The organism is Lewinella cohaerens DSM 23179, assembly GCF_000379805.1.
Taxonomy (GTDB): Bacteria; Bacteroidota; Bacteroidia; order Chitinophagales; family Saprospiraceae; genus Lewinella; species Lewinella cohaerens.
On record NZ_KB903543.1, the window covers coordinates 287593 to 304746 of the forward strand.

Sequence of the window (17154 nt, forward strand, 5' to 3'; positions counted from 1 at the left end):
AGTCTTTTGGTTTAAGCCCACCTTCTTACTTTTATAAAGACCAGTTAACCAATCTTTTGGTTTAAGCACCTCAAGCCCTGAAATTACACGCCTCTGAAACTGTAATTATTTCAACCCATATTTATCCAGCAAGTAGACCAAAGCCGTAATAGAAGCTGCCCCTAATTCCAGTTCCCGCTTATTGACGGCTTCAAAAGTATCAATTGCTGTATGGTGATAATCAAAATAGCGCTGTGAGTCTGGTTCAAACCCAATCAGTAAACCTTGCTGTATCTTGAGTCCAGAAATATCAGCACCGCTTCCTCCCTTTTTCAAGCCAAGCCCGTAGGGTTCTAAAAGTGGCAGCCACTCATAGACTTGTTGAAACTTTGATGTAAACACATTGTCGTCAGCATCAAAGGTGAAGCCGCGAGGAGTAAAACCGCCTCGATCTGATTCAATAGCCGCCATGTGGTACTCTTCGGCATCATTAGAGGCCTTCCAGTAGGCACGAGCACCGCCCAGGCCACTTTCTTCATTCATAAAAAGAACACAGCGAATGGTACGCTGAGGCTGGTAATTCATTTTTTTGAGCAATTCAATAACCTGCATCGCGTGTACACAACCCGCTCCGTCATCATGCGCTCCTTCACCAACATCCCAAGAATCGAGGTGACCACCAATAAGTATGATTTCATCAGGGTAGGTGCTGCCTCGAATCTCACCTATAACATTATAGGAGGTGGCCGGTGGTCTAGGCTCGCAAGTGGAACGCACAAAAACATTGACCTCTTCTTTTTTGAGCAAACGACTCAGTAGTTCAGCATCATTAGTACTAATCGCAAAAGCAGGAATAGGAGTAACACCTTCCTTGTACCCCATTGCTCCTGTGTGAGGAATATTATCAAGGCGAGTAGTCATGGAACGAACTAAGGTAGCTACCGCCCCATACTCCGACGCTTTAGAAGCGCCGATGCCACGCTGATCGACAGCACCTCCGTAAGCCGAGAAGGTATTCATTTGGGTAGGATCCATCGGGCGATTATAAAAAACGATTTTGCCAGCAAGTTGCTCTCTTCCTAACTTTTCTAGTTCATCCAAGCTTTGTACCTCTACAACACCAGCGACCAAGCCATCAGGACCAGTGCCTACACTGTGCCCCAAAGCAAGTGCATGAAGCTCCTGGGTGCCAATTTGCTCAGAGTTTACAATTCGCACCTGCTCTTCTTCACCTCTCACCCAGGTCGGCACAGTACATTCTTCTAAATACACCGCATCCATTCCTAAAGTATCTAATATATGCTGGCCATAAGCAACCGCAGCTACAGACTGGGGCGAACCGGCCAATCTGCCCCCTACCTCTTTGGTTAGATGGTAAAGCCATTGGTAACAGGAACCTTCCGTAAGTGCTTTATTATAGATTTCACGAATCGTTCTTGCGTCTTCTTCTTGCTGGATTTCCTGAGCGTTCAATAACGGTGCGGTAGCACCAAATAGTAGTAACCCGAAAAAAATTGACTTTATTTTCATCTTTTTGGAATAGTAGAAAAATGAGTTAAACGACACTCCCTGCTTCTAACTAACTGATAACTAGACACTAGAGAATACCCGGTGAATTTAGAGAATTATTCCGCATTTCTTTCATCAGCAAAATTTAATTTGATCAAAATGCTTAATTCTTGCAAAAACTCGTCATTCCAACAATCAACACTAGCACTAAAACCGATTAATCTTTTACAAAAAAGATGATCTCTTCAATTTTGTCATAAGCTTATAGATCGTAAAAAGCGAAGAGGTGATGGATGTGGAGTAATTGTATTTTGTACAATAACTTCCTATATTTGTTTCATCATCAGAAAGGACATAGGTCTTTTCTACGATATAATTTGGTTTTATTTGGTTAGGGCTGAGGTAGTGCTGTGGTGGCGCTGCCTCTTTTTGATGACAGCGCTTTGTTTCTTTAACAGAAAACAAAGCGCTGTTTTTTTTGCTACAAACTCCACGCCTTACCTACGTCGCTGAGTGGAATACAACCTTGATAAGGCCCTGGGATGGGGTCGTAAGCCAACACTTCGGTCCCCACCTTTTCAGACGCAAAGTAACTATTAATCGCCAAGGATTTTAAATCCAACCACCAGGGCTGCTTCTCCTCTAATTCATCTTTATCTAAATCCTGCTCCTCCAGACTTTCCGCAGTCGCAATAGATTCTTTGTCCAACACATTAAGCAACCGGAGCTGATCTTCAGCTGATAAACTGTGGTAGGGCTTGCGTTCTGAATCCTGAATACTCGATAACCAGGATTGAAAACCATCGACCATTTTCTGACGGTCTTCCTCCTCTGTGTATTTGTCTAGAACAAGGTCTATGAATTCTGGCACTCCAACTTCCAGTGCACCAGGGGTATCTGTTTTTGGAAGCATCGTGTCTACGACTGCTTTCAAATTGAGATAGGTATCCTCAGAAAGAAAAGAAGGCATATAATCCGGTGCAGCAGGCTCTGCTTTGCAACCACTCAAGAAGGCGCTTGTCAAAGGAGCTGTAATGGCGTAACCCGTAACGTATGCTGTATATTTTAGGATAGCTCTGCGATCCATAAGTTTAGTTTTTTACTGGTTTAAAGGTTCATTTTCTTCAACTCACTTACAGCGTAATCCGCTGCTCGGGCAGTAAGAGCCATATATGTAAGCGAAGGGTTCTGGCAGGCTGCCGAGGTCATGGCCGCACCATCGGTAACGAATACATTAGGAGCTTCCCAAACCTGGTTCCATTTATTGAGCACGCTGGTTTTGGGATCACGCCCCATACGAGCCGTTCCCATTTCGTGGATACCGAGACCAGGGTAAGAGCCATCATCGTAGGTTTCAATGTCTTTGAAACCAGCTGCTTCTAGCATTTCTGCCGCACTGGCCGCCATATCCTTACGCATGGCCATTTCATTGCCCTTAAACTCCGCATCCATAGTCAACGTAGGTAACCCGTGAATGTCTTTGACATCATGATTAAGGTAAACACGATTATCTTCATAAGGAAGGCATTCACCAAAGCCATTCATCCCCAGTTGCCAAGGGCCAGGCTGTACCAGGGCATCCTTAAAGTCAGCGCCTACGGTCATTTCTAGTTCTTTGACACCACGCATCCAGTTGGTTCGGCTAGCGCCTCCTTGGTAGCCGAATCCCCGAATATAATCTTTGCGCTTACTCGCATCATCTATGTTTCGGAAACGAGGAATATAAAAGCCATTCGGACGGCGGCCTTTATAATACATGTCTTCAAACCCTTCGTAACGCCCGCGAGCACCTACCTTAAAGTGGTGATCCATAAGGTTACGGCCCAATTGGCCACTGCTACTGCCAAGGCCTTCGGGCATATCTTCGGTTTGAGAATTCATCAAGATGAAGGTACTGCCCAATGCCGAGGCACATAGGAAAACGATTTTGGCAAAAAACTCATGCTGCTCGCCGGTCTCACCATCAATCACTCTTACTCCCTTGGCTTTGCCTGTCTCTTTATCCATAATGATGGAATGAACGACCGAATGAGGACGCAAGGTCATATTTCCCGTTGCTTCAGCAGCAGGTAAAGTAGAAGCATTACTGCTAAAATAGGCACCGAAAGGACAGCCCCGCATACAACGATTCCGGGATTGGCACTTTCCTCTTGTCCCGTGAATAGCTGGATTAGGCTCCGTTAGATGAGCGGTACGGCCAATGGTCAGTAAGCGACCATCAAAGTTGGTAGCCATACTTTTTTTAAGCTCTTTTTCTACACAGTTGAGCTCCATAGGTGGCAAAAAGTTGCCATCAGGTAGATGGGCTAAGCCTTCGGCTTGGCCACTGATGCCGGCAAAGGTTTCTACATAATTGTACCAAGGAGCCATGTCTGCATAACGAATAGGCCAATCTACAGCGATACCATCACGTTCATTGGCCGCAAAATCGAGGTCACTAAGGCGATAACTTTGGCGCCCCCACATGAGAGAACGACCACCTGTATGGTAGCCTCGTATCCAGTCAAAGCGTTTTACTTCACTGTATGGATGCTCGCTGTCTTTAACGAAAAAATGCTTGCGTGACTTCCGAACGGTATAACCAGTGCGATCCTGTTTAGGATAATGCTCAGCTACCTCTTCGGGTGGGACCCTGTCCCCGCCTTCATAATCCCAGGGGTCATCCCCTGCAGTTGGATATTCACCGTGTCGGACATTACGGCCGCGCTCCAGCACCAATGTTTTTAAGCCTTTTTGACTGAGCTCTTTGGCAGCCCAACCTCCACTAATCCCCGAACCTACTACGATCGCATCGTACGTAACTTCGGCCTTCCCCTGTGAATTGAAAAACATATGTAAATCGTGTTAAATCCATCAAAAATTTCGCCCAAACACTAAGGTATAAATTAATGTGTGATTTTTACACGAAGCAACATAAATGATTTGGTTTCCTAGTCGACAATAAGGACTGTCTCAGGAAGGAAAATTCGACCATCTTGGTTACCGTAACCAACATAGCCATCAGGGTGAACGAGTCGGAAATAATAGCTAAATTCAGTAATACTCGTGAAAACAGCCGGAAAAATCTGATATCCACGGTAATTCGCCAATCCTATTACTTCACCTTTATAGAGATAAGCTAATTGCTCATAACGAGCAGATCGCTGCCATTTTATACGGTCGTATTTAGCAGGTGTTGCTGCTACGCCATTGTGGGCCCAGAAACCAAACTTACCATCCTTCTCCACGAGAATGTAACCCAACTGAGAGCGATTGTAACCCTGGATTATTGTTGTTTTTTCAATATTGTATTCCTCTGGAACGGTGACGCGTTCTGTCTCACTTCCGTTTTTGGCAAGAACAACATCGATCCCTCCTCCAGGATTTCGTTGACGGTTAATTTCCAATCGCGGGGCGGCATCTTCATCAACGCTCTGATCTTCAAAAACCATGTCGTCTCCCCACATTTCCAGTTCTTCTTCTTTTTCCCGCATTTCCTCAAACGGTAGCGCTTCGCCAAAGGCATCTATATAGCGATCTTCACCATTCAGCGTAAGCTTATAGTCGGGATAGTCTGAATAGTCATCCAGTAGTTTAACCTTATCATAAATACAAGGAGCGATAAGCTTACCTTCACCATTGATAACTCCCCATCGGTCATTGATAGCTACTGCGGCCAGCGCTACTTTTCTACCGTCAAAGTCTGTTACTGCTGTAAATTTGGGCTTGGCCAACCACTTCGCTTTTGCCCCTTCTGTATGGAGTAATCCAAACTTTCCCTTACGCAAAGCCCAGTGGTTGTTCTTGGCATAGTACTGCATTCTCCCAATGCTATCCAGCTTGGGTTTAGCAAGCCAGGCTCCATCCGTCTTTAGTAAACCATAACGGCTATTGTCAATAACAATAGCATAACTCCCCGTTGAGCTAGCATGATTAAAAAAACCAATACTATCCAATTCAGGAGCCATTACCAAGGCGCGGTTTTCATCAACGATACCCCATTCGTTTTGGTAAGAAAAAGGATAAACCTTAGGAGCCTTCTGAGCAATCAAAGTCGTGCTCCAAAAGACAACACATAACAATAGGAAAGTAAAATAGTGACGCATACTTTTTTGATATTCATTGCGAATGTGCCATAAAGGTAATCGTAAGCAATAAAAATTGCCAACGCAAGGAAAAATCAGCTACTTGACACAACTAGTGACTTACTCTTTCTTCAACAATACCAGGAAGTAAGCTACAAGCTTGATCCAGCATTTGGTAAACCTGCTCAAAACCATTATCATCCCAATAAGGGTCAGGAACATTATGATCGGCAGCACCAGTGAATTCAAGAATGAGATGCACTTTTTCTCGCTGCTCTTGTGTGGTAGCCAGCGCCAGGATATTGCCCTGATTACTACGATCCATTGCGAAAACAAGATCAAATTCGTCGAAATCAGAAGCTCTAAATTGACGGGCTCGCTGGATACTTATATCAAGGCCATACTTTTTTGCTACCGCCTGAGAACGGGGATCAGGTTGTTGCCCTACATGATACGCGCCTGTGCCTGCAGAGTCTACTTGCCAGTCTAGTTTGTGCTGCTTGACTTTGTTTTTCAAAATGCCTTCCGCTAACGGGCTACGGCAAATATTTCCTAAGCAAACCATTAAAATTTTCATGGGATAAACATTTATGTGTAGTTGTTAATAGGTTCGTGACCAGAGAAAAACTCGCTGCTGTTAAAGTAACGTATTTAGATAACGAAATGTGACTGTTATCACCAAAAATCTCCTGATTTGTTGGGATTTATGCTTTAAATTTGCGACATGAAAATAATAATTGCCGGAGCAGGAGATGTAGGTTTTCATCTTGCAGAGTTGCTCGCTTATGAAAATCAGGACATCACACTCATCGATTTAGACCAGGAGGTACTGGATTATGCAGCGAGCCATCTCGATGTATTAACCATAAAAGGCGATTGTGGTTCAATTGACGTTTTAGAACAGGCCGAAGCAGGCAGCGCCAACATGGTCTTGGCTGTTACTACCTCTGAAAAGACCAATCTTATCGTTTGTATTCTGGCAAAAAAAATGGGAGCCCGGCAGACCATCGCCAGAGTAAACAACCAGGAATACCTCGCAGAGTCCCAGCGCCAGACCTTTGCAGAGCTAGGCGTTGACAACATCATCTCTCCGGTTTATTTGGCTGCTGAGGAAATTCGTCGTTTAGTAAAGCAGGCTTATTTTACTGATATTTTTGAGTTTGAGGAAGGGCGTATCAGCTTGGTAGGCGTAACACTAGATGAATCCTCTCCCCTTATAAATATTTGTCTTAAAGACTTACCCGATCATGCCAAAGAGATTGACCTACGCCCAATTGCAGTTTTGCGAGGACATCGGACTATCATTCCCCGAGGTGAAACCATTCTACGACAAAACGACCACGTCTATTTTATTACTGCAAAATCGAGAATTGATGATTTACGCAAATTCATCGACTGTAGAAAAATAAATGTGCGTAAAATCATGATCATGGGAGGCTCGGAACTCAGTCGTGCCACTGCCCAGTTATTGGAAAAGGATTACAACGTTACCTTGATTGCCAACAATAAAGAATGCTGTAAAACTTTCTCAGAAACGCTTACGGAGACACTGATCATCAATGGCGACTTCAGCAACGTAAACCTCTTGGTGGAAGAAGGTTTAGACAATATGGATGCCTTTATTGCACTGACGGAAAATGCTGAAACCAATATCATTGCCAGTCTTACGGCAAAAAACCATGGCGTATATAAAACCATTGCCCAAGTGGAGAACAAAGAATACGTTCATATCTCACAAAACATTGGAGTAGACACCCTGATCAACAAGAAATTGATTGCAGCCAACAACATCTTTCGCTTCGTCCGCAAGGGAAAAGTAGAGGCCATTACCAGTCTTCACGGCGTAGATGCAGAAGTTATCGAATTTATCGTCCACAAGCCCAACCAGCTAACAAAAAAGCCATTGCGTGATTTACACTTCCCGGAAGCTGCATTGATTGGAGGCGTAATTCGCGGAGAGGAAAGCCTTTTCCCCGATGGCAATTTTCAGCTTGAGGTCAATGATAAAGTAATCGTTTTTACACTACCCGAAGCGATCAGTAAAGTGGAGAAATTGTTTAGATAGGCCGTTTGGGGTTTTCCCTAACAAGTTCTTATCTTCGTCGTTCCACGAACGCACTGCACCACGCGTCCACGAACTCTCTTTCCCTTCCTTCATAGCAGTGTCTTTTTCTTCATTTTAGACTTTTAATAATGAAAAAGACCAATCAGTTGCTTTTTGCACTACGCAACGAACAATGGGTACATGTTAGTGAAGTTCCACGCGGCCGTGCTTGTGCTTGCGAATGTCCTGCTTGTAACGCTTCTCTCGTGGCTAAAAAAGGCCAGCAAAACCAGCATCATTTTGCGCATCAAAAAGGACATTTGTGTTCTTTAGCACTGGAAACATCCTTACATCGGCTAGGCAAAGCCATAATTGTCGAAAAGAAAAGCCTCTATACCCCCTTACTCGAAGCTTACCGCTCGAAACTCTTACGAAAAGGCAGACTGGAGACCTATCAAAAGGCACAAGAAGAAACCCGGCTGCGGAATACTCAGGTAGACGTGCTTCTACAAAATGGCAACTCGAAATTGGGTGTAGAAATAAAAGTCACCCACCCCACAGGCAAGCAGAAGATTCGCCGCTTGGCGCAACTTAATTTGCCCACTGTGGAAATCGACATGCTCAGAATTTATGAGCAGCACCTACTTCACTACCCACAAGGGGATTTAAAGCAATTAGTACACACATTACTATACGGCACGCAAAATCGAGTATGGTTGTTTCACCCCTGGCAGCATCGCTATGAATATAAACTGGCGCAAACGGCTACCCCACGCAAAGTCCATATCAACAAGCAAGGAAATTACTACCATTACCATGTATATCATTGTCCGCGAAATCTGCGGTTCGTCCGGCGTGGCTTTCGTGAAGGGTACTCCTACGCCCGGATTTTCCAGGATTGTTTACACTGTCAGCATTGCCGAAAAATTAATTATCAACAGGAATTTGTAGGTTACCATAATATCAACACTTTGCCTGCGGAAGTACTTTGTGATTCGGAAGCAGAGATTAGCCGATAAAGTGGCACAATTCGTACTTACTTAGCTAACTTTATGCAAGCAACAACTAATCCCCCTACCCTATGATGACTCGATACCTATCCTTCTTTATTTTTTTAATCGCCACTTCCGCATTAGCAGGCCAAACTGACGACCAGTGGGATTTGCTCATCACGGATGTCCAAGTGTTTACGGGTAAAAAAACATTAAAGGCCACGGACCTGGGCGTAAAAGACGGTATCATCACCCACATGGGGCCAGAACTTGATCGCCAACGCCGGGCACTCAACACCATCAATGGAGAAGGCTATACAATCCTTCCCGGCCTCGTCAACACCCATGTTCACGCCTGGTTTCCTTTACACTTACAGCAAGCTGCACAGGCTGGCGTACTGGCCGTGTGTGACATGCACGGATCGGCTTTCGCCACAAAGTTTCTTGGTCAATTTCAGGATTCAGTAGGCTATGCTCGTTATTACGCGGCGGGTTCAGGAGCGACCGTTCCCGGCGGGCACGGCACCCAGTTTGGAATGATTGTACCTACCATTGACAGCAGCACCTCTGCCCGCCAATTTACGCTTGACCGTATTGCCGAAGGGGTTGACTACATCAAAATCCTAAGGGAACCCATGCGGCCTACCCTTAGTTTTGCTCAAATCGATACCATCATCAAGACTGCTCACGAGAAAAACGTAAAGGTTGTTGCCCACGTTTCCCGTTGTGCCGATGCCGTAGAGCTTGTACGACTGGGCATTGACGGCCTCGTCCACATCTGGTTTGATCGGGCAATGACAGATGAAGAACTCAAGGTATTCGAGCAGCACGAAAATCTTTTTATTGTTCCTACTGCACTTACTAATATAAAGGTGTTCGCCTTTTTTGAGCAACAAGCAGAAAAACCGGAAGTATCCCTTGACAGCATAGGCTTACTTGATGAGATTCGGCGACTACACGAAGCTGGGGTGCAAATACTGGCCGGAACAGATCCGCCAAATTTTGGCATCAACCATGGCAGTGACCTCTACGAAGAACTGATCTTACTTGCCGCAGCAGGTATCCCTAATCAAGAATGTCTTGCCGGAGCTACAGTGGAAAGTGCTCGTTACTTTGGTTTGGTCGGGCCACAACCTATTCAGGTGGGCGTAGCCGCAGATTTCTTCCTTGTAAAAGGTGACCCTTTAAAATCAATGGAAGCTTTACGCGAACTGGAAGGCGTTTGGCAAAAAGGGCAACGAATTTACCCAAATGACAAACAATAATGCTAACGAAAAATAAGGCTTCTGCCCCCTAAAGGGAGATAATCATCTTGAAGGAACTGATGGGGTGTTCATATTATAGTGTCCCATTTTATAATCTGATAAACTTGATGATTGAAGAATCAGAAGTGATATAGAAATCATTCAAGAGTCATAAGTAATAATTGTTATACGTTTATTTTATTAAAAGAAAACAATGAGGGAATATACCGAGCTTGAAATAGTCGATTCTTTAAAAGACATTGATTCTATTTTAGCGATAAGAAGCCACGTATCATTCCTCTTTGAAGACAACCGTCTTAGCCGTAGATTTATTGGAGGCAGTCCAATATCAAAAGTTGGTTTAAACACAATTAAATTTCTAACCCAAGGTCATTATGAAGGTGTTTCGTTAGGTGAAGTAAAACCAGGGACTAAATTAGAATTGTTTGAAGGCGGGAAGAAAGAAGTAAAAATTTCAGATGCTATAATACAGAAAAGGTATTTTGAAAAACCTTCTAAAAAAAGTTGGTCCATTACAGAAGAAATAAATCCTTCTGATTGCATTGTTTATCAACTTGAAATACGCTTATCAAATACGGAGAAAGAATGTTTAGAACTTGGAAAGACTCCGCTTCAAATGGAGGATAAATGGTTTTCATTTGTAGAAAATAATGTTATCCGTTTTTTTAGAAGTTGGACAGGAATAGAAGTGTTCCAAGCTGAAATTTCACAAATTGCGCATGATAATTGGGTAATAAATGAATTACGCTCGACCAAAAATCCCAAAATTAACTTTCAAGATAAGAAATCACTTTTCGAAGACTTGGTCAAATATCAAATCATGCGAATAGAAAAAATAATAAAATAAAAGCAGCATGAAACTTTGCTGTACATCTATGCTTCGCTACGCACAGCGCACAAGCATGAGTTACTAGAAGGTGATTCCATGTTGATAAGTATTTTTTTTTAAAACATAACATGCTCTTTATACTCCAGTCTCATATCTAAGTGACTAATAACCAGTTATTACGTCTTAACAGCAAAGCTGTTGACCATGAGAAACCTATCCTTGTTGCTTTTTATTACTGGACTAATGTTAAGTGCGCTATTATCTGCACAAACACAGCCTGCATCTGTAGACACCAGCCGTGTTTTGCAGTCAGATTCTTTAGTTGTTAAGGATACTTTAGCTCAGGATTGGACCACTCGTACTCCGCTTACAGAGGATGAACTTCAACGCCGCGCTGATAACCGCGCCGAAGTGGAAGACATGAAAAAACGGTTCCGGCGCTTTCACCAAGAAGCAGCTACCCAAAACGAGGAAGAGCAGACTGCTCAGGAAGACGATAATTACCTCTGGTCTGACTCCGAGGTCGGAGGACAGGTTATTTCCACAAAAGGAACGCCGGAGACGCCCGCTTCAGAAAACCCGGAACACCTGAGGATGGAAATTAGCAGAAACCTCCAGGAAGGTCGAAATCCTAACGCTACTGTTCCAACTTCTCCGGTACTGCCTATTTATGATACTAGGGATGCAGAGATACCGCAAGAATACAATGCGCCTATCTCGTTCAAACAACCGGATCTTTCACCCGCAGAACTTGAAAATACGATTCAATCTTCTTTTCAAACGAAGGGAGATACTACCAATGATTGGCAAGCCAAAGTAGGTGGTGAGAAAATGCCATTGGCCAACCCTACCAGTGGAACGCCCCTACAAGCAGGGCAAGTAATCACCTTGGAAGGGGTTCGCTTTTTGCCTAATGGCAGTGAAATACAGCCCGCAGCTCAACAGGTTTTGAACCAGTGGGGTGTCTTGCTCAAAACTTACCCAACCCTTACCGTAGAGGTAAGATCACACACTTTTGGTGTCGCCGATGCAATTACCGCCCAACAAATTACACGTGAACGTGCCCAAAACATTATAGATTACTGGTTAACCCAAGGTGTTGGTATCCAACAACTAGGCTTCCGTGGATATGGCAATTTATCCCCTCTCGTTCCAAGTAGCTCGCATCTTGCTCAACAAAAAAACGAACGAATAGAGTTGATAATTTTGGAATTGCCGGATCGGTAAATATCTTTGGGTTAGGACTCACTCCAAAAGAGTCCTTTATAGCGGTATGGTCGAAGCTTTCGTAATTGATGAAGTAACCGAAGAGTTGAGCGCCTCAGAGAAAGCACTCGAACACACCCTTGATTTAATGAATCAAGAGCAGCCCATTTTATTGGCCTACCTTTTCTCTGAAAATTTTGAAGTGTTCACCGAACGGGAGCGAGAATTTTTACTCTTCCTTTCTTGTGTCATCTGGAAATCGGTCTTTCGTACCTATGGTTCACAAGCAACTATTACCGAGACCCACCTCTCAACCGCCGAAGATCATAACTGGGGCTTGCTACAAGAAGCTACCTCTCGCCAATTCCGAGAGCGAATGACCGTTTTTTTTGATGAGCATCCAGCGGAAGAAGAATTATTGGCCTTTGTGGAAGATGCTATTCTCGATGACGAAGAATCCCCCGTTACTAAAGAAGGCCGGGAGCCTATCTTTGTAAGCCTGAAATCCATCGTTGACTGCCTCTTGTTACCCAATCTTAGTTAATCGCCATTAAGGCTGCTTTACTGTCGTTTTGTCTCAAGCTGTCCGTTATCAGGCAATTTGTCGCGCTAAATAGCTGTTAAAACGGCTACATTTATGGTATGGCATAAATATTGCCAAGTATACCGATAATCCATTGAACAATAGATACTGCCAGATTGACACCTGGCGGAATCCTGATAATATCCAGATACGTATGTTTGAAGAATTGCGCTTACAAAGAAGAATTGAAGAAGAAGCTGACTTTCTACCTTTTATCTCTGTAGAGGAGGAAGAGTCGGAACAACTGGATGCTATACCCGAAGAAATCTCTGTACTAGCACTTAAGAATACAGTTCTTTTTCCGAACAATGTTATTCCTATCACCGTTGGTCGCGACAAATCCATCAAGGCTATTAATCAGGCTTATGAAAGCGGTGGCCGAAAAGTGGCCGTTTTTTCACAAAAAGATATTGACATTGAAGACCCCACGGCGGCTGACCTCTACGAGGTGGGCACAGTGGCTCATATCCTCAAGTTACTGAAGATGCCAGACGGTACGCTTACTGCTATTTTGCAGGGGAAAAAGCGCATTCAACTGGAAGAAATGGTATCGGAAGACCCCTATCTACGAGGCCGAATAAGTGTTTTGGAACATACCGACCCAGGTGACAGTGCCAAATTTAAGGCCCTGATAGCAAGCGTAAAGGATTTGGCACAAAATATCATTGACCTGTCTCCAAATATCCCTTCGGAGGCGGTTGTGGTATTGCGAAACATCAAAGGCCCTAGTTTTTTGCTCAATTTTATCGCCTCAAATATGGGAGCGAACCAAGAGTGGAAGCAAAAAATCCTTGAGATGGCCAATCTGCACCAAAAAGCCGAAGCCATCCTTAAACAACTCAATAGTGAGTTACAGATTCTGGAACTAAAAGACCAGATCGATAGTAAGGTGAGGGTAGATATTGAGAAACAGCAGCGTGATTATTATCTGAATCAGCAGCTTAAAACGATTCAGGAAGAGTTGGGTAACAACCCCCAACACGAAGATATCTCCAAGCTAAAGACCAGGGCAGAAGCCAAAGATTGGCCAGAAGAGGTAGGCAAACTTTTCAAAAAAGAAATGGAGCGCCTCCAACGTATGAACCCCCAAGTACCGGATTATAGCATACAGCTCAATTACTTGGAACTCTTGCTAGACCTCCCTTGGAACGAAACCTCTTCCGATAACTTTGATCTGAAAAATGTTCGTAAAGTGCTCGATAAAGATCACTACGGACTGGAAAAAGTAAAAGAGCGGATCATCGAGCACCTTGCTGTCCTCAAGCTGAAGGGCGACATGAAGGCGCCTATTATTTGCTTGGTAGGCCCTCCAGGTGTTGGTAAGACTTCTCTTGGAAAATCGATTGCCGAAGCACTTAACCGTGAATTCGTACGGATTTCTTTGGGCGGCCTACACGACGAGAGTGAGGTACGAGGGCACCGCCGTACTTACATTGGCGCTATGCCGGGCCGGATCATCCAGTCTTTAAAGAAAGCTGGTGCTGCTAACCCCGTCTTCATTCTTGATGAAATTGACAAGGTAGGAAATAGCTTCCGTGGCGATCCTAGCTCAGCACTACTGGAAGTTCTTGATCCTGAGCAGAACAGCAATTTTCACGACAACTATCTGGACGTTGACTACGACCTTTCAAAAGTGTTGTTTATCGCAACAGCCAACGCACTTAATACCATTCAGCCAGCATTGCTTGACCGAATGGAGATTATCAATGTGACAGGTTATTCAACCGAAGAGAAAATAGAAATCTCCAAGCGCCACCTGATACCCAAGCAACGTAAAGCCCACGGCGTAAAAGCCAGCCAGGTTAAATTACGCAACGCTGTCATCAAGAAAATCATCAGTGGCTATACCCGAGAATCTGGTGTTCGATCTATGGATCGTCAGATTGCTGGTGTTATGCGTTATGTTGCTAAATCGGTAGCCTTGGAGGAAGCCTATGATGTTAGTATCAAGGAAGATCAATTGACCAATATCCTGGGCCCGACAAAATACTCCCGTGATGCCTATCAGGTCGTCAAAGTACCCGGTGTTACCATTGGGCTTGCCTGGACAAGTGTAGGCGGTGAGATTCTATTTGTAGAAGGCAGCCTCAGCCCAGGTAAAGGCAAGCTCACCCTAACCGGCAACCTCGGTGATGTTATGAAGGAATCTGCCGTAACGGCACTAAGTTTCCTCAAAGCCAATAGCCAAGCGCTTGGGGTTGACCCCGAGCAATTTGAAAAGAACGATATTCACTTGCACGTTCCTGAAGGAGCTATCCCCAAAGACGGCCCTTCTGCTGGTGTAACCATGCTAACGACCTTGATGAGTTTGTTTTCTGACAAAAAGGTAAAATCTTACCTGGCAATGACCGGGGAGATTACGTTACGTGGCAAAGTGTTGCCTGTTGGTGGAATCAAAGAAAAAATCTTGGCCGCTAAACGTGCAGGAATAAAAGAGATCATCCTCTGTAAGGAAAACAAGAAACACATCGACGAAATCAGTGAGCAGTACCTGAAAGGACTAACTTTTCACTTTGTGGAAAGAATGGAAGAAGTGCTAGAGATTGCCATCCCGTAACAAAGGATAGTGAATACCACCGACCTACTGGGGTTTGCAGGTGTAGCGCTCATCCTAATCGCCTACTTCCTTAACCTTAACCAGCGGCTTGCAGCAAATGACTTGAGATATATTCTTATGAATTTGGTGGGAGCAATTCTCGCTTGCCTGGCTTCTGTGTTAATGAAATATTACCCCTTTGTCCTACTTGAGGGTACTTGGGCTATAGTTTCTCTCGTTGCTTTGGTGAAAAAACTTAAAGACGCCACCAAAACATGATGGTTGATTTGAATGTTTCAAAGCCGTTGGTCTAAAAAACCGTAGCTTTGAGAAGGAAAACAAACCAAAAGGGTTTGTCAGTCGTCTTAAATAAGGACAAGGTACTAAAGCCAGGTTCCGGAGACTCAATTTTTGCTATGATACGTAAGCTCACGATCTTATTAGGGGTTTTTACCCTTTTCTATTGTTCGCCTCTGTCGGCACAGGTGGATTCTAACCTCGTACAATTTTCGGGAATGGTGCTTGATGGCACTACCCAAGAATTGATGCCAGTGCCGTATGTGAATATATTGGTACAGGAAAAAGGACGAGGAACCTACTCGGATTTCAGTGGTTTTTTCTCTATTGTTGTCGAAAAAGGAGATATTATTGTCTTCTCAGCAGTCGGTTACCAAACCGTTCGATACACAATTCCAGACTCCCTGACAGATAATAGATACTCTTTAGTGCAACTTATGACGCAAGATGCCGTAAACCTACCTGAAACAGTCGTTTTTCCGTGGCCTAGCCGGGATCATTTTAAACTGGAGTTTTTGGCCATGGATGTAACGCCTGAGTTGCAGGAGCGAGCTAATCGCAACATCGCCAACGAAACATTAGAGCGCATGCGCTCAGAAGTAGCATCAGACGGAGTCGAAAACTCTAGCTACTATCTACGACAACAATCCAGAGAATTCTACTACATCGGCCAACGCCCGCCAATGAACATCTTTAGCCCGGTAGCTTGGAAGCAATTCTTCGATGCCTGGAAAAGAGGGGATTACAAACGCGAGCGTGACGACCGTTGATTTTAGTAAAAAAGCCTTACCTTGTGACTTATATGACTTATTCAGTCTCTAACGAGTGGAGTAAGTGCTTTGCTTGAATAATGAACAAACGATTTTCCTGAGAGAACTACTTCGACTAATTACTGTACTTACACTACTCCAATTGTCTGTATATATCAGTGTATCGAACAACTCAGATGAAGAATCTAAAAAACAAGGTGTTAATCATCACCGGAGCGGGCTCAGGTATTGGTAGAGCATTGGCTTTACACTTGGCTCAGGAAGGTGCGCGACTAGCCCTTAACGATTGGAACAAAGAAACACTACAAGCTACTGTTGATCTCATCGGTCAGGAGAAGGTACGTGTTTACAGCCAGGTTTTTGACGTCAGTGATCGTCCGACTTGGGAGCTCTTTGCTAAAAAGGTCAATGACCATTTTGGCCAGATCGATGGTATATTCAACAATGCGGGTATTACAACATTTCCCGAAACCATTCCGGAAACAGACCCTATAGACTTCTCTCGGCTAATAGAAATTAATCTTTGGGGAGTTATCCACGGCTCACAAGTAGCCATTCCTTACTTACTCAAGCAAAAAGAATCTTTACTTGTTAACGTTAGTAGCCTTCTTGGGCTAATGGGCTACGCTGGCCAAGGGGCTTATGTAACATCTAAGTTTGCCGTAAGAGGGTTTACGGAAACACTCCGTCAGGAACTCGTAGGAACAGGTGCTCTAGTCACAGCAGTTCACCCCGGTCCGGTGAAAACCAACCTCACTCGGAATATTAAATACCACGACCAGGATCTTTTAAACAGGCTGTCTCTATTCTTTGATGATGCGGCAACAACAACTCCTGAAGAAGCAGCCGAAATTATCATTAAGGGTATTAAAAAAGGAAAGCACCGCGTTTTATTAAGCCCACGTACCAAAATGCTGGATCGCTTAACACGCCTTCTCCCTAATAGTTACCATCGCTTTCTTCCCCGCAACTTCCGCCCAGGCCACTTGATAAAAAAAGCATTGGCTAAGCGTGCTGCTGAAAAGAAAGGGGTTCCTTTAGAGGAAGGTGTCCGCACAAAATAAACTATTCTGCGCGACA

15 protein-coding genes are annotated in these 17154 nt (G+C 44.2%); 10 read left to right on the forward strand and 5 right to left on the reverse strand.

What is annotated here, in order from left to right:
• Positions 1-105: 105 nt before the first annotated feature.
• The 5 genes from A3EU_RS0113190 to A3EU_RS0113215 all read right to left on the reverse strand — a co-directional run bounded on the left by A3EU_RS0113190 (position 106) and on the right by A3EU_RS0113215 (position 6129).
• On the reverse strand, positions 106-1509 hold the full coding sequence (locus tag A3EU_RS0113190; RefSeq protein WP_020536645.1) for a M28 family peptidase: 1404 nt from the start codon (positions 1507-1509) through the stop codon (positions 106-108).
• Positions 1510-1969: 460 nt separating this feature from the next.
• The gene (locus A3EU_RS0113200) at positions 1970-2575 is read right to left on the reverse strand and encodes a gluconate 2-dehydrogenase subunit 3 family protein (protein WP_020536647.1); all 606 of its coding nucleotides are present in this window, start codon (positions 2573-2575) and stop codon (positions 1970-1972) included.
• A gap of 20 nt (positions 2576-2595) precedes the next feature.
• Positions 2596-4320, reverse strand: a complete 1725-nt coding sequence (locus A3EU_RS0113205; RefSeq protein WP_020536648.1) for a GMC oxidoreductase — start codon at positions 4318-4320, stop codon at positions 2596-2598.
• 98 nt (positions 4321-4418) lie between these two features.
• Complete coding sequence (locus A3EU_RS0113210; RefSeq protein WP_020536649.1) at positions 4419-5573, reverse strand: WG repeat-containing protein; 1155 nt, start codon at positions 5571-5573, stop codon at positions 4419-4421.
• 91 nt (positions 5574-5664) lie between these two features.
• Positions 5665-6129 (reverse strand): low molecular weight protein-tyrosine-phosphatase, encoded by a 465-nt coding sequence (locus A3EU_RS0113215; protein ID WP_020536650.1) that lies wholly within the window; start codon positions 6127-6129, stop codon positions 5665-5667.
• Positions 6130-6276: 147 nt separating this feature from the next.
• Here A3EU_RS0113215 and trkA point away from each other — a divergent pair, with 147 nt between their 5' ends.
• The 10 genes from trkA (at position 6277) to A3EU_RS30390 (ending at position 17138) form a co-directional block, all read left to right on the forward strand.
• A complete protein-coding gene (trkA, locus tag A3EU_RS0113220) occupies positions 6277-7617 on the forward strand; it encodes a Trk system potassium transporter TrkA (RefSeq protein ID WP_020536651.1) in 1341 nt (446 codons plus the stop codon).
• 128 nt (positions 7618-7745) lie between these two features.
• Positions 7746-8615: a competence protein CoiA family protein gene (locus A3EU_RS32795; protein WP_052331305.1), complete on the forward strand. Its 870-nt coding sequence runs from the start codon at positions 7746-7748 to the stop codon at positions 8613-8615.
• A 62-nt stretch (positions 8616-8677) separates the two neighbouring features.
• Entirely contained in the window at positions 8678-9853 is a 1176-nt protein-coding gene (locus A3EU_RS0113230) for an amidohydrolase family protein (RefSeq protein WP_020536653.1), read from the forward strand.
• A 193-nt stretch (positions 9854-10046) separates the two neighbouring features.
• Positions 10047-10700 carry a hypothetical protein gene (locus A3EU_RS32800; protein ID WP_020536654.1) on the forward strand — a complete coding sequence of 218 codons (654 nt, stop codon included), beginning with the start codon at positions 10047-10049 and terminating at the stop codon, positions 10698-10700.
• A gap of 186 nt (positions 10701-10886) precedes the next feature.
• Positions 10887-11909 (forward strand): OmpA family protein, encoded by a 1023-nt coding sequence (locus A3EU_RS0113240; protein ID WP_020536655.1) that lies wholly within the window; start codon positions 10887-10889, stop codon positions 11907-11909.
• Positions 11910-11955: 46 nt separating this feature from the next.
• A complete protein-coding gene (locus A3EU_RS0113245; RefSeq protein ID WP_020536656.1) occupies positions 11956-12432 on the forward strand; it encodes a hypothetical protein in 477 nt (158 codons plus the stop codon).
• A gap of 193 nt (positions 12433-12625) precedes the next feature.
• Entirely contained in the window at positions 12626-15028 is a 2403-nt protein-coding gene (gene lon / locus A3EU_RS0113250) for an endopeptidase La (protein ID WP_020536657.1), read from the forward strand.
• 9 nt (positions 15029-15037) lie between these two features.
• Positions 15038-15286, forward strand: a complete 249-nt coding sequence (locus A3EU_RS35520) for a CBU_0592 family membrane protein (RefSeq protein WP_020536658.1) — start codon at positions 15038-15040, stop codon at positions 15284-15286.
• Positions 15287-15423: 137 nt separating this feature from the next.
• On the forward strand, positions 15424-16074 hold the full coding sequence (locus tag A3EU_RS0113260; protein WP_156825748.1) for a carboxypeptidase-like regulatory domain-containing protein: 651 nt from the start codon (positions 15424-15426) through the stop codon (positions 16072-16074).
• A gap of 176 nt (positions 16075-16250) precedes the next feature.
• On the forward strand, positions 16251-17138 hold the full coding sequence (locus A3EU_RS30390; RefSeq protein WP_020536660.1) for an SDR family NAD(P)-dependent oxidoreductase: 888 nt from the start codon (positions 16251-16253) through the stop codon (positions 17136-17138).
• Positions 17139-17154 lie beyond the last annotated feature (16 nt).

Coding starts and splice junctions, on each gene's coding strand:
- A3EU_RS0113190 (WP_020536645.1), bottom strand. CDS start 1,509: ATGAAAATAAAGTCAATTTTTTTCGGGTTACTACTATTTGGTGCTACC.
- A3EU_RS0113200 (WP_020536647.1), bottom strand. CDS start 2,575: ATGGATCGCAGAGCTATCCTAAAATATACAGCATACGTTACGGGTTAC.
- A3EU_RS0113205 (WP_020536648.1), bottom strand. CDS start 4,320: ATGTTTTTCAATTCACAGGGGAAGGCCGAAGTTACGTACGATGCGATC.
- A3EU_RS0113210 (WP_020536649.1), bottom strand. CDS start 5,573: ATGCGTCACTATTTTACTTTCCTATTGTTATGTGTTGTCTTTTGGAGC.
- A3EU_RS0113215 (WP_020536650.1), bottom strand. CDS start 6,129: ATGAAAATTTTAATGGTTTGCTTAGGAAATATTTGCCGTAGCCCGTTA.
- trkA (WP_020536651.1), top strand. CDS start 6,277: ATGAAAATAATAATTGCCGGAGCAGGAGATGTAGGTTTTCATCTTGCA.
- A3EU_RS32795 (WP_052331305.1), top strand. CDS start 7,746: ATGAAAAAGACCAATCAGTTGCTTTTTGCACTACGCAACGAACAATGG.
- A3EU_RS0113230 (WP_020536653.1), top strand. CDS start 8,678: ATGATGACTCGATACCTATCCTTCTTTATTTTTTTAATCGCCACTTCC.
- A3EU_RS32800 (WP_020536654.1), top strand. CDS start 10,047: ATGAGGGAATATACCGAGCTTGAAATAGTCGATTCTTTAAAAGACATT.
- A3EU_RS0113240 (WP_020536655.1), top strand. CDS start 10,887: ATGAGAAACCTATCCTTGTTGCTTTTTATTACTGGACTAATGTTAAGT.
- A3EU_RS0113245 (WP_020536656.1), top strand. CDS start 11,956: ATGGTCGAAGCTTTCGTAATTGATGAAGTAACCGAAGAGTTGAGCGCC.
- lon (WP_020536657.1), top strand. CDS start 12,626: ATGTTTGAAGAATTGCGCTTACAAAGAAGAATTGAAGAAGAAGCTGAC.
- A3EU_RS0113260 (WP_156825748.1), top strand. CDS start 15,424: ATGATACGTAAGCTCACGATCTTATTAGGGGTTTTTACCCTTTTCTAT.
- A3EU_RS30390 (WP_020536660.1), top strand. CDS start 16,251: ATGAAGAATCTAAAAAACAAGGTGTTAATCATCACCGGAGCGGGCTCA.